This window comes from Okeania sp. (genome assembly GCF_035285525.1).
Taxonomy (GTDB): domain Bacteria; phylum Cyanobacteriota; class Cyanobacteriia; order Cyanobacteriales; family Microcoleaceae; genus Trichodesmium.
The window spans coordinates 1-13,791 of sequence record NZ_JAYKGW010000155.1; the positions used below are offsets into that span (position 1 = coordinate 1).

Sequence of the window (13,791 nt, forward strand, 5' to 3'; positions counted from 1 at the left end):
GAGCTTAAGTCATTTTTAGATAACTAAATTATCTGTACTTCTTGTATCCTAAATAACTAAAGTCTTCTTCCTTCTTCTTCAAAAAATTCTTAACTGAACTGTATTGCCCTAAAAGCAACAAAATTTTAGACAGAACTAAAATAGGATTTATAGAGAATCCTAAAATAAAATAGAAACATATAGCAATTAGAAATGATTTATGAGATATTTAATAACCATCAAGATAAATCAAAATCTTTTTATATTGTGACTCCTAACTCCTAATTACGAATAAAATATCACATCTGATTTCTGATTACTATAGATAAATATTTAACAATTAATTCCACCTACCTTCCAGAGGACTTTTTCTATGGCTTTAAACTTTAGATTTGCTGTTGCAAGTGACTTACATATCGCTCTTCCTCAAACTATTTCTGAATCAAAACATCGTTTTCATTTAGTAGAAATTAGTATCCCTGCTTTAGAATTTGTACTAGAACATTTAAGTAAATTAAATATTGATTTTCTGCTAATACCTGGAGATTTAACTCAAGACGGTGAACCAGATAATCATACTTGGTTAAGTAAAAAATTAGCTACACTTCCTTACCCTGTTTATGTAGTTCCTGGTAATCACGATGTACCTGTAAAATTTGCTAATGATTATTCTATTGATCTCGCAGATTTTCCTAGTTATTATCATCATTTTGGATATGATAATTTACAAAGATTATATTATACTAAACAAGTATTGCCTGGAGTCCGAATAATTGGGTTAAATTCTAATCAATTTGATGTTTCAGGAAAACAAGAATATACTGGTGGTTTAGATGCAGAACAATTAAATTGGTTACAACAAGTTTTAAACAGTGCTGAAGAAGAATTAATTATAGTAATGATTCATCATAATGTCATAGAACATTTGCCTGATCAATCTAATAATCCTCTTGGTCGTCGTTATATGTTGAAAAATAGGTCAGTATTATTAGATATCCTCAAATCTTATAGTGTGAAACTAATATTTACTGGTCATCTTCATCTTCAAGATGTTGCTGAATATGAAGGAATTTATGAAATTACTACAGGTTCTTTAGTTAGTTATCCTCATCCTTATCGGATAATTAATTTTACTACTGATGCCAATGGTAAAAAGTCTTTAAAAATTGAAAGTCATTGTGTTAATTCTTTGCCAGAATTTCCTAATTTAAGTGATTTTTCTCGGAACTGGATTGGCGATCACTCTTCCTTTTTTATGTCTAAACTTTTGACTAATCCTCCTTTAAGTTTATCCCCAGAATTTGCTAAAGAACTTGTTCCTAGTTTACGTTATTTTTGGGCTGATATTGCTGCTGGGGATGCTATGTTAGATTTTCCTAATTTTCCACCTAAAGTCCGACAATATTTTCAAAGTTTTAATGCCAAGAGTAATATTGATAATAATGGGACGTTAATGTTGTAATAAAATGGATTATCTGTTTGTCTAAGGAAATTATTCAATTTATATTTTCAAGAATTCGCCTATTAGTTAAGGTTAAAACTATTACCTGTAAAATATGTAAGCATTTTCTACAGAATGCTTACTAAAATATAGCAATCCTAAAGTAGGTTGTAAAAATTCAAAAGCTATAAGTAGGGGTTGCTGAAAAAGTCTGTTGCTTAAGGTAGGGAATATACAGCAGTTACAAGTGTTAATTTTTTTACATTTTTCCAATTTCAATTTTTTATGAGAAAAAATCTAGACTTTTAAAGATTAATATCATGTCCGGATAATTAGTGATAAAAAAACTTTCTCCTGTTCCCCTCCTGGGAGGGGTTAGGGATTGGTTGGCTACCCGATTATTTATAACTATTCAACCGGACATGATATAATTAGGCTTTGCTGATTAAATCTAAAAGCTTTGACATTCTAAAGTTTCAAAATTTAAGGAATAAAAAAAAGTACCTTCTTTTTGCTCCTTAAACCTGAAAAAGTTAGTATTTCGTTCAGCAATAAAGCCATGAACAATTAATAATCCATAATTACCCCTTCTTCAAAGAAGAGGATTGACTAATCATGAAAATTTTTGATTTATCCCCTATTCAAGGGGAGGCTTCCAAAGGTGAATTGTTGAATTAATAATTATTGACTATCAACTCTTAATTATTAATTATTAACTATTAATTATTAATTATTCGGTAAAAGTTTAGCTAAACTTGGCAAGGGATGATTTTTCCAAGTACCTTTTTTATAATTCTCTGCTCCTTTTGACTCTTGCATCTTCTCTCTTCACTACTCCCTATCTTGATAAAAAGGCTTTTTCAGTCAACCCTATATTAGTAATTTTTGGGCACTTTTTCTTACCCCAACAACTTAATTATTTGTCAAGGCTTTGATAAATAATTCAGCAAACCCTAAATAAATCCTGAAACTTTTACCTATTACCTATTCACAAAAAAAGACAAGATTTTTGACACCAATCAAATAGGATTGCTATATTTATTTTAGACTGTACTTTTACTTGTGAAAAGTAGTCAATTCAAAAGTACACAATTACCGCTTTTTACTTTGACAGTACCTTCCACTACCCGTGAGGTAAACCCAAAAGCTAGCAATATGACTGCACTACCAGATTTTCACTATTTGCTTTGTACATCATTTGCCAGAAATATGCTCTAACTTCCTTGAAACAGTATAACTAACTTTGCATCTTCTAACTTCTAACTTCTGACTTCCCCTCCAGGGAGGGGTTAGGAGTGGGTTGACTTCTGACTTCAAGAAGGTTCGCGACAAATACCAAATACAGAAGTATAACCATGTAAAAATGTACTACCACCTACAGGGCCAATTTCACCATTACAGAAAAACCCACTTATCGGAACATTCAAATAACTACTAAATAACCTAGAATCAAAATTAGGCTTACCATATAATCCCTCACCGCGTCCCATACAAGAAAACATCAAACCAGCAGCATTATTTGTAGAAATAGTCTCCAAACCAACTTCCCTTTGATAACGTTGTAATAACATTTCTAAATCTTCTGCTGAAGTATTAGCATCCCTTAAATGAAATTGAATTCTTTGACCAGTTCTAACTCTATCACCTATAGCGATCGCTCCTGCTTTTGGATCCACCCCAATTAAATTACGAATTAAAAAATCTCCCTGTTCTAAATTTTGTTTAAATTCGTCTCTTACTATACCGATAAATAGAGAATTTTCTGCTAACTTACGGTCTTTTTCATTGAGATTTTGTACTAAATTTTGTAATGCTTCTAATGGAGACTGTTTTATACCATCACTAACTACTTGATCTACACTAACCAACTCTTCAAGTTCCAGAACAATATTACGTTCTACTTCAGTCACCCGATAAGGTTTACCAATAGGACGACAACCTTGAGCTACTATTGTTTCTAAAATTATCTTACCCGAAAGAGATACACCTACAGTTCCTTCTTGGTAGAAGCGACCTTCACAGAATAGCCCTGTACCTTGACCATTTAATCCGCTACTAGCTAATCCTCCTACCTTGGGAGAATTTGGGTAAGCATAATCTAATCCTTGAAGTAAATCGTTAATTTTAGTAAAAAATGGATCGGCAAGAATAATAAATTGAGGTTGGTCTGCGGTAGGTACTCCAATAAGATTACACCATAGGTCAGGAGAACTATCTAAATCTGGTAAGTGTCCTGCTGATATATGAAAAGCTTTTATTGCTACTTCTGGTAAATGTGCCAAACTAAGGCTAATGGCAATTTGTTGTTCTACTTCTTCTGGTTTATCATTTTCATCCATACCAACAATACCACCGCCACCACAGCCTATCATAATAGTTTCTGGTAGATACTCTTTTAATAGTGGCATTAGTCGTGGATATTCACTGGTAAAAGCTGACGAGATAAATACCAGTCCCAAATCTGCTGTAGCTCCTAATAATTCTAAACTTTTTTCTGCTACTTCTTTAACTGCTGCTTCTAATGAAGGACGAGTTGATAGAAAATTTGACCACCGCATCTGTTTGACGCTCCTTATAATTATGTATGATTATATTCTCTAATCTTAATATCTAGACAGTAGAAAGTTCTAGGAATAATTATTACTAGCTAAGGCTTTCAGCTATCTAAAGGTGAGAAACTTTATATTGGGAACTTTCAGTATATTCTCCTATTCTAAATTTGTACTCTCCAGTTAATATTTCAATTGTGAATATAAAATCACGAATAGGGCAAAAACCGAACCTGGAAATAAGGTAGAATATTAGAGAATGGAATTAATTTTCTTAGTCCTTATGAGTTGGTCAGTAAATCTTAAAAGATCAAGATCATTTGGTTAGGAAACCCGAAAAACCTATATATAAAGATAAAGAGGGATAATCTTAGCTAATTTATTGGACTATCCTTTAATTCCTAGCCCCTTTTATCGTGTTCTAGTTTAGTTAAAAATATAGAACTTAAAATTTGTAGGTAGTAAATCAAAATAAAAAAAACTATGACTAATCAAAACATTCAAGAAAAAATCGAGCAAGAGCGCGAGAATGCTCGTGAAGCTTGTGATATTTCTGGTGCTAACTCTAAAGAATGTGCAGCAGCTTGGGATGCAGTCGAAGAACTTCAAGCGGAAGCTTCTCATCAAAGTAAGACAAAACCAAAAAATTCCTTTGAAACTTATTGCGATGATAATCCTGATGCTCTTGAGTGTCGAGTACATGATAACTAGGATTAACTGATTTAACTACTAATAATTGAATAAACTACATCAAAATGCAGTTTATTTAATATGATCAGGATTTACGCAAAGTCACTATATATAGAGTCTGGGTGCGTTAGCGGTAGCGTAACGCACCCTACCAATAGCGTTCATGTGTAAGTCCTAATTATGTTCAGCAAATAAGCAACTGAAGTCCTTGAGTTTGTGGCTCAGTTGCTTAATATTGAACTAATATCAGAAAATCAATTAATACAGTTTAGATAATTAAACTAGATTTCCATATAGACAAGCAATATGCTTGTGTTGCTGAACAGTATGGCACTGTAAAATAAATAAATTTTTATTGTTGAATTATTCATGTTTATAGCAGTTTCTAGCAATAGAGAAAACTATCTTCAAAAACAAAACCATTTTTAGGAATTTTCTTAGTTAAAGAGTAATTAACTAGGGTTTGCTGATTAAACCTAAAATAATTTACAGATAAAAAAGTCACCCTTTTCAGACTCTAAAAAGAGTAAGTTTTTACGTCTGAAAAATTAAAAAAAGTTAGAATTTTGGGGTAACGCGAGGCAGACAAACAAAGGAACCTTTCTTAAAAAATACCTTCTCTATAACTCCTAGTTCGTCCTGATTTTTAACTACTCCCTAATCCCTACCTCCATAAAAAGACTTTCCATACCCAAACCCTAAATAAAAACTATGTAAGCATTTCCTACAGAATGCTTCGCCAACAGTCCTCAGCTAAAAGCCAACAGCTATCAGCTATAATTTATTAACTGATTATATGATAATCTTGGAATCAGAGATTAGCTTTCCAGGAAAATTAAAAGTTATTAGTAAAGTATACTCCTGTAACCTGAAAAATAATTATTCATTATTTGCTGATTGCTGAGGTGCTAATATTTCAATGCTTACAAAACTACTATCTATAGAAAATATCGATAAATTACTAAGTTATTATGTTGAATTATTTACCCTTAGCTATTACATCTGAATTAGATATTTGGGTTTGGCTAGACTATAGATTAGCAGTATTATTTACTGTGATAATACCTCTATTTTTATTAGTTTGGGCTTTTGTCAAAAGAGCTGAATCTATTCAACACTTGTTGATTATTTATTGGCGAGTTGCTAGTTTATTGGCAATCACAGTTTACTTAATGATTGCTGCAATACCTATCAGTTTTTTCACATCATTAATAGCTAGATTATTAATTCCTATATCTTTATGGTTTTGGGTAGATTTGAATGAAGAAATTAGAGAAGCTCGAAATTCTCCTCTCAAAACAAGTTTTACTTCTTGGCGCGTTGCCTGTACTATTTATAATATCATCGGCGTAATACTGCAAATTCCTTTTGGACTTTGTGGTTTTAAATCCCGAAGTGAATTACTAAGCGATCCTTTGTGTAATGTTTGGTTAAATCCACCTTGGGCATTTAAAGAAATTTTTCATCCAGATTGGCCTCAAGAATTTATAGGTTTTTTGGGATTTTCTGGATTAATAATTTATACAATTTTTCTTTGCTATTTCGCTTTAGTAAAGCTACAAAGACAAGGACGATCTGCTACGGGAAATTAATAATATTAAGTATCTAAATTAAATTCTTTTGAGAGGCTTAATTATTTATTATTCTTTTTCATCCAAACGACTACTAAAATGACGTACTTCTTCTAAGAGAATATTAAATAGTTGATCGTTTTCCTCTTGACTTTGTGTTATTTCCAGATATCTCTGAGTTTGTGCTGCTACTTGAAGTAAAGCTTGAGTTGAAAAATAAAAAATGAACAAGAATATTGCTCATCGTTTAGAACAGTACACAATTAAACGACCAAATCAAGTATTAATAGTTAAGACAGTAATTAATGAACAGCCAGATGAAATAGCTATCTTTAAAGGTTTCTCTAGTTCTCTAATGCAGTCTACTAATTTTAACCCAGATATACCAGTATTACCAGAAACAACTAAAATTATCAGTATTGATATACTTGCTAGTCCCTACAATCCAGAATCACCTATCTATATTCAACAGGGACTGACTTGGGAACAAATGCAGTCCCTGTTAATAGAAGTAAGACTTTAGTTAACCATTCCACCTGCTGCTTGCAAACGCGCTCTGGCTCGCTTTAAGGTTTTTTTAGCTTGAATCTTTTCTTCAAGATTATCACCACTTTCAGCACTTTGCAGACGTTTTTCAGCTTCATCAAAAGCTAGACGAGCTGCTTCCTTATCAATGTCTTCTCCTTTTTCCGCGCCATTAACAAGTATAGTTACTTCATTTTCTTCCACTTCCGCAAAACCACCCATAAGGGCGATCGGTGTCCAGTCCTTTTCCGCACGAACTCGCATTACACCTGCATCAAGAGCAGTCAACAGAGGAGCGTGTCCACTTAAAATGCCTAATTGGCCTGTCGTACTAGGTAAAATTACTTCTTGAGCTTCTGAGTCCCAAACTGTTTTGTCGGGAGCTATTACACGCACAGTTAATGTCATTTGTCAATAATTTGTTATTGTTTTTTATATTTCAGTTATTTGAGTTATCAGTTATTAGTTATCAGCTAGAGCACTTTCCATCGCTATTAAGTACATATCTAAGGATAAATATGACCATATTACAAGTACTTTAAGATTTATGCTTGTACATCAATCGATCTAAAATATACTCTATAAGGAATAACTTCTGACTTCTGACTGCCGATCCATACCTCTGGATAAAACCAGAGGTTTGAGACCTGATCTTTTCGTCAAGATTTATCTGATAACTGATGGGTAAGAGAGAAGGTCTAATTATCCTTCTGCCTTAAGTTTTTCAGCTTTAGCGATAACTTGGTCAATACCACCTACCATGTAGAAAGCTTGCTCTGGTAAATCATCAAGTTCACCAGATAAAATCATTTGGAAACCTTTCATGGTATCTTCTAACTTCACATATTGACCAGGAGAGCCAGTAAATACTTCTGCTACAAAGAATGGCTGTGATAAGAAACGTTCAATCTTACGAGCGCGAGCTACAACCAAGCGGTCATCTTCTGATAATTCATCTAAACCAAGAATAGCGATAATATCTTGAAGTTCCTTGTATCTTTGTAGAGTAGATTGTACTGAACGAGCAATATTATAGTGTTCATCACCTACTACACTTGGTTGCAACATAGTAGATGTAGAATTTAGAGGGTCAACTGCTGGATAAATACCCTTAGAAGCAAGACCCCTGGATAATACTGTAGTAGCATCTAAGTGAGCAAAAGTAGTAGCAGGTGCAGGGTCTGTCAAGTCATCCGCAGGTACATATACAGCTTGAATAGAAGTAATTGAACCTTCTTTAGTAGATGTAATTCTTTCTTGTAAACCACCCATATCTGTACCAAGAGTAGGTTGATATCCTACCGCAGAAGGCATTCTTCCTAAAAGAGCAGATACTTCAGAACCAGCTTGTACAAATCGGAAGATATTATCAATAAATAGAAGTACGTCTTGCTTACTAACATCCCGGAAATATTCAGCCATTGTCAAAGCTGATAGACCAACACGCATTCTAGCTCCTGGTGGTTCGTTCATCTGACCATAAACCAAAGCTACTTTAGACTCACTCAGATTTTCTGGGTTAATAACTCTGGACTCAACCATCTCATTGTAAAGGTCATTACCTTCACGAGTACGTTCTCCCACACCACCAAAAACGGATACTCCACCGTGGCCTTTAGCAATGTTGTTGATTAATTCCATGATGATAACGGTTTTACCGACACCCGCACCACCAAATAGACCAATTTTTCCACCACGACGATAAGGTGCAAGTAGATCGACAACTTTAATACCTGTTTCAAATACGGAAGGCTTAGTTTCTAGGTCTACCAGTTTAGGAGCATCACGGTGAATAGGGGAGCTGTCCTCAGTGCCAACTGGGCCTAATTCGTCTATTGGGTCACCAATAACATTAAATATTCTACCAAGGGTAGCAGTTCCTACTGGTACACTAATGGCCGCACGGGTATCGACTACTTCCATGCCACGGACTAGGCCATCTGTCGCACTCATGGCTACAGCTCGAACTTGGTTGTCACCTAGAAGTTGTTGTACTTCACAGGTTATGGACACATTTTGTCCTGCTTCATTTTGACCTGTAATTGTTAAAGCGTTGTAGATTTCTGGAAGACTTCCACTAGGAAATTTAGCATCTACTACTGGACCGATAACTTGAGTAATATATCCTACGTTTGTTTTTTCTGCGGTGGTTACCATTCTTCTTATCTGTACTGTAATTATTGAGCGATCCGAAATTAGTGAGTTTCTGATTGACTTTCTGCTTTTCCCGGAGAAACACGGGACATTTCAATTATCAATTAGCTATCAGCTTTTAGCATTCAGCTAGTCTCTTGCAGAGGAACTGCGTTAACAGCTTTTTGCAGCTCTGGGAGCAAATGCCCCAGCTATTTATTGTGCAGGATTGTTGAGTTGGAGTGAAAATCTCCAACTCATAGTGTCAAAAAATAATCTTGCTGACTGCTGAGTGCTGGCCGCTGACCGCTTTTTTTTAAGAAAAACCCTAACAGGGCTAGGGTTGAAACCCAATTTTTCGGTCATATTTTAGAGTATCATTGAAGGGTTCATCCGAGATGATATTAATTTTTTTGCTCAGAAATTTTTTCTAATCATACTAGAGGAATTTTTAATATCACTTTATGTTTATATTGTCAAATATATAAAACAGATATAATAACTCAATAGTGTAAAGTTATAGGAATAACTACTTGTAGCTAAGGCTTTCAGCTATCTAAAAGTATTCAGGATTGTAGGTAATGTAAGCCTTTTCCAGTAATACTTTCAGCCTGAAAAGCAAATGATTTTTTAGGATAACTTTGTACTCTCAAGATCATAACAATATTAAAATTATTACTTGTATTTGTTATACTATTACTCAACTATTATTATTCTCAGTATTTGGGTTAGCTTTAACACGTCTAATTGGTAAATTGGCCACCAAAGCTGTAGCTCTTTGATTATTTTCCAACAAAAATTCTGAGTCCCTATCATCTATTTCGACATAACGGGACACTACTTCCATAATTTCTTTTCTCATGGCTTCAATGGTTTCTGGATTAAGGTCAGCACGGTCATGGGCAATAACCAATTTCAGGCGACGCTTAACTTCTTCACGACTCTTAGAAGCATTTCTAGAAAAAAGTTTTTCTATAATTTCATTTAACATTAGCTTATCTTGAACTAACATAATTAGTTTACGAGGTAGGTTGAGGTAAGTTTTTTTTAGGATCAAACAACTTTAGATGACAATAATTTACGCAACCAAGTAAAAAAATTTTCTTGAGGAGGGTTTAAGTCAAGAAACTCTACTCTTTCTCCATCTAAACGACGAGCAATATTATTAAATTCCAAACCTGCTTGAGAAGGATTTTCTGCTAAGACTAAAGGTTCGCCTCGGTTAGTAGAGACAATTACTTTTTCATCATCTGGAATAATTCCCATTAGTGGAATAGCCAATATTTCTTTAACGTCTTGTACAGACATCATTTCATCAGCTAGCACCATATTTGGTCTAATGCGATTAACGATAAGATTGATTTTCCGGACATTATGTGCTTCTAGGAGTCCAATTACTCTGTCTGCATCACGGACTGCAGATATTTCTGGAGTAGTAATAATTATAGCTTCTTGGGCTGGTGCAATTGCATTCTGGAACCCTTGTTCAATACCAGCAGGACAGTCAATCAAAATATATTCATATTTTGGCACTAACATATTGACTAATTCCTGCATTTGTTGAGGAGTAACTGCTTCTTTCATGCGGTTTTGAGCCGCCGGTAAAAGGGATAAACGGGGTTGTCGTTTATCCCTAACTATTGCTTGTTCCAGACGACATTCTCCTGCTAAGACCTCCATTGCTGTATAAACAATTCTATTTTCCAAACCCAAAAGTAAGTCCAAATTTCTCAAACCGAAATCTGCATCAATTAGTGCAACTCGGCGACCTTGTTGAGCTAAAGCCATACCTAGGTTGGCTGTGCAGGTAGTTTTTCCTACTCCACCTTTACCAGAAGTAATCACAATAATTTTGCTCATAAGCTATTAGATATTAAGTATAAGTAATATATATATAGTCAATTTTTGTTATAGTACAAAGGAGGCTTTTATAAATAAAATTTTATTTTTGCCAAATTTTAAGTCAGTCAGCCAAGATCTTCAAGCTTGTATATTCTAAACTTTATATGAGTATTTTTCCCTAAAAATTTTTAACTAGGGCTTGCTGAAAAAGTCTTTTTGTCAGAGGAGAATCCAGGAGAAATGAGAAATGAGAAACATAAAAGAGTAGGGACCTTGGATGCAAGTTGCGTACAAAAGAATCAACATTATGATTTTCTGCCCCTCGAAATTCCCAAAATCCTAGAATGCATAATTTTTCGGGAACCGTACTGGAATCACCTAAAAGCTGGTACTTTATTAGTCTCTGTAAAAGCTGAAATCTTTACCAGTAAACACTTTTATATTTACATACGCAAACCCTAACTATTTATCAAAATAATTAATTGGGTCTAAAACCCCGCTTTGATCGGCGAAATGTTTTTGGAGCTTTACTCAAATCCCCGTTACAAAAACAACTTCTGATTTCTGATTTCGTGAACTTGAGGCCATTAATTGTGACTGATTAAAAATACTAGGACTTACGCAAAGACACTATATATAGAGTATTGGTGCGGGACGAGGTATGTAACGCACCCTACCAGTAGCGTTAATGCGTAAGTCCTAAATACAATTTTTGTAGACTATTAATTATACATCATAAATAATATTTATCCCTACATCCTAGCAAAATCTCTAGCTCTACTAATACGAATACTTTGATCTACCACATAAGCCACTTCTGGATAAAATTGGACTGGTGGTTTTTCTGGCCCTCTAGCGACTTGCTCGGCAATCCTAATTAGAGCTGGTTCCATCTGCAAAGTCATAATTACGCTCTTAGAATTTCCTCTAGCACCTGCATGGACTACTCCCCGTAAACGACCCCACACCAGAATATCTCCATCTGCAATTACAGAGCCACCAGGATTTAGGTCTCCTACAACTATTACAGTACCTGGATGCCGAATTTCTACTCCAGAACGTACAGTCATTTCTAGATAAAGTGGTTCAGCTAAAGGTTGAACTTTTTCTGGGGAATTTTGGTTGAGACTGGTGGAAATAGATTTTTGTTCCACAGAATAACCTACTGTAGCTGCTGCTACAGCAGTTTGACGACGTGAGGTGTGAACTTTCTCTAGTTGTAGTTTTTCTTCTTGAAGAGCTTCGGCTATTTCTTGCAGTTGGCGAGTATCTAATAGACGGTCAAATGCAATTAGCTCTACTTCTGTTTTTGGTTGCCAAAATTTCTCTCCTGCGATGAGGCGTTGTTTTAACTGTTGCCAAATTTCTGTCCAAGTCATGGGTGTTGGATTTTCTATCTCTCCATTATTAGATTCGGGAGGCAATAATAATAACAATTTTCCCTCCTCTGTTTTGAACCGTACTTGTAAATTGGTATCTATTTGTTTTTCTGGTTCTGAGGTAGAAGTGGTTGAGGTGGAAGCATCAGAAGACATAGAGTATGGGTTATTTTCTATCTTTTCTTATGGTTTAGATGAGCATATTATATAATCATTAGTCCAGAGTTTGGTTATTGTGTTATTTAGATTTTTTTACCATAAGATACAGCAGTAGTCAAGTTATAATTTCAAGTCGTAAAGGGTAAGGCAGAAGGCAGGAGGGTGTAGGGGAGTAGGGGGAGTAGGGGAGTAGGGGGAGTAGGGGAGAAAGATTCTGGTTGGGTTTCGCATTTCCATGCTCCGCAACCCTAAAGGGAACAACCCAACCTATATTGAACCATTTAAGGTGTGTCAGTCTAGTAGAGGACTGTTTCATCTAATAACTGTGCAGAGGGATTTTCTCTCTTGCTACCTTGTCTACCTTGTCTAGACACAATCAAAAAGTAATGCACCATTTAAGATGAAACAATACAGTACTGATTATCCAAAAATCATATTAGTAGGATTTATTTGAGTTAGTAAAGCTATTACAGGCAAGATGTCTGTACGTCTGTGGTACTTCAATCATCATAACTTTTAAACAGGTGACATGATTGATTCGACTTGATTCTATTTTTCTGATCGCTTATCCTACAGAATACTGGTCAACTGGAAGATTGGAAAAACTATTGGAAATAGGTGTTAATCAGATTTAATTAGGACTGACAAATTCTGTTCGCAGAAATCTCATGAAACTAGGACTTGCGCAGAAACTGGGTTGATTTAGGGAAATTTTGTTGTTTGAAGAACAATATCACCGCCATCAACCTGGTTTCTTGGTTGTGCGTGCGTAAGTCCAGATGAAGTCATTTGTAAGAAAAAATTTTAGGGGTTTCGAGACCAAACCCCGTTAGATAAAATATTACAATGTCAGAACTAAAGGCATGAATGCTAATTTTAGGGTGTGTTTTGACTTTATTATGTCTGTCCCGGAGCATTTTGCTCCGGGACATGTTTGCGGAAATGTAGCATCCCGTAGGGAATCATTCCGCAGGAAAGGAAAAAGCGCACAACGCACAACGCACCAAGACTCTATAGATAGATAGTACCTTTGCATAAGTCCTGATATATTTAAGTTTCCTGAAAAAGTCTAATAGTGATGATAGGGAACATTTAACTAGGAAATTGATTTTGCATAACAGTCATTGCGACGATAGAAAGCAATTTCAGAGACCTAAAGAGATTGCTTCTTTCCACTTCTAATGACTTAAGTATAGAATTATCCGGATTTTATATACTTTGGATATTATTGCGGAATGGGAGCACATTCCGCACCGAAGAACTGACGTCTAATATCTGAATGGGAGCGCATTCCACAGGAAATGCTTACATTAGGAATTATGAATAATTACTTTATGTATTAGGGGGTTAAGGATGATTAACCCCCTATAAATTTTGTATATTTTCATCTTTTTGTAACTTATCATACATTATGAAAATATAGATTTAATTTGATGGGTTTACCTAATTAATTAATTAGGGTATGTAAATATAGCAATTTATATACTGATGAGGTCAAAAGTTTCGATTTGAGCTAACCTTAA

Annotated in this window: 11 protein-coding genes; 4 read left to right on the top strand and 7 right to left on the bottom strand. The window is 34.8% G+C overall.

The genetic code is table 11. The annotated features are described in order from the left end of the window. Window positions 1-352 precede the first annotated feature (352 nt). Window positions 353-1,441, top strand: coding sequence for a metallophosphoesterase family protein (locus VKJ25_RS14630; protein WP_324237368.1), 1,089 nt, complete (start codon window positions 353-355; stop codon window positions 1,439-1,441). 1,292 nt (window positions 1,442-2,733) lie between these two features. Here VKJ25_RS14630 and VKJ25_RS14635 read toward each other — a convergent pair. After that, window positions 2,734-3,978, bottom strand: coding sequence for an FIST signal transduction protein (locus VKJ25_RS14635; RefSeq protein ID WP_324237369.1), 1,245 nt, complete (start codon window positions 3,976-3,978; stop codon window positions 2,734-2,736). Window positions 3,979-4,452: 474 nt separating this feature from the next. Between VKJ25_RS14635 and VKJ25_RS14640 the strand changes: the two genes are divergently transcribed. After that, window positions 4,453-4,680, top strand: a complete 228-nt coding sequence (locus VKJ25_RS14640; protein ID WP_324237370.1) for a Calvin cycle protein CP12 — start codon at window positions 4,453-4,455, stop codon at window positions 4,678-4,680. 950 nt (window positions 4,681-5,630) lie between these two features. After that, on the top strand, window positions 5,631-6,251 hold the full coding sequence (locus VKJ25_RS14645) for a DUF3177 family protein (RefSeq protein ID WP_324237371.1): 621 nt from the start codon (window positions 5,631-5,633) through the stop codon (window positions 6,249-6,251). 48 nt (window positions 6,252-6,299) lie between these two features. Here the strand turns inward: VKJ25_RS14645 and VKJ25_RS14650 are convergent, their stop codons facing one another. Then, a complete protein-coding gene (locus VKJ25_RS14650; protein WP_324237372.1) occupies window positions 6,300-6,461 on the bottom strand; it encodes a hypothetical protein in 162 nt (53 codons plus the stop codon). On the opposite strand from VKJ25_RS14650, the gene VKJ25_RS14655 reads away from it, so the two are divergent. Beyond that, on the top strand, window positions 6,454-6,753 hold the full coding sequence (locus VKJ25_RS14655) for a DUF7734 family protein (RefSeq protein WP_324237373.1): 300 nt from the start codon (window positions 6,454-6,456) through the stop codon (window positions 6,751-6,753). The genes VKJ25_RS14650 and VKJ25_RS14655 overlap by 8 nt on opposite strands. Here VKJ25_RS14655 and atpC read toward each other — a convergent pair. From atpC to minC, 5 genes are all read right to left on the bottom strand, one after another. Then, the gene (atpC, locus tag VKJ25_RS14660; RefSeq protein WP_324237374.1) at window positions 6,750-7,163 is read right to left on the bottom strand and encodes an ATP synthase F1 subunit epsilon; all 414 of its coding nucleotides are present in this window, start codon (window positions 7,161-7,163) and stop codon (window positions 6,750-6,752) included. The two genes, VKJ25_RS14655 and atpC, sit on opposite strands and share 4 nt — an antisense overlap. A 294-nt stretch (window positions 7,164-7,457) precedes the next feature. Further along, window positions 7,458-8,912, bottom strand: coding sequence for a F0F1 ATP synthase subunit beta (gene atpD / locus VKJ25_RS14665; RefSeq protein ID WP_324237375.1), 1,455 nt, complete (start codon window positions 8,910-8,912; stop codon window positions 7,458-7,460). Window positions 8,913-9,588: 676 nt separating this feature from the next. Then, complete coding sequence (gene minE, locus VKJ25_RS14670; RefSeq protein ID WP_324237391.1) at window positions 9,589-9,879, bottom strand: cell division topological specificity factor MinE; 291 nt, start codon at window positions 9,877-9,879, stop codon at window positions 9,589-9,591. A 62-nt stretch (window positions 9,880-9,941) separates the two neighbouring features. Next, window positions 9,942-10,748 carry a septum site-determining protein MinD gene (minD, locus tag VKJ25_RS14675; RefSeq protein ID WP_324237376.1) on the bottom strand — a complete coding sequence of 269 codons (807 nt, stop codon included), beginning with the start codon at window positions 10,746-10,748 and terminating at the stop codon, window positions 9,942-9,944. Between the two features lie 734 nt (window positions 10,749-11,482). Further along, on the bottom strand, window positions 11,483-12,265 hold the full coding sequence (gene minC, locus VKJ25_RS14680; RefSeq protein WP_324237377.1) for a septum site-determining protein MinC: 783 nt from the start codon (window positions 12,263-12,265) through the stop codon (window positions 11,483-11,485). Window positions 12,266-13,791: the final 1,526 nt, after the last annotated feature.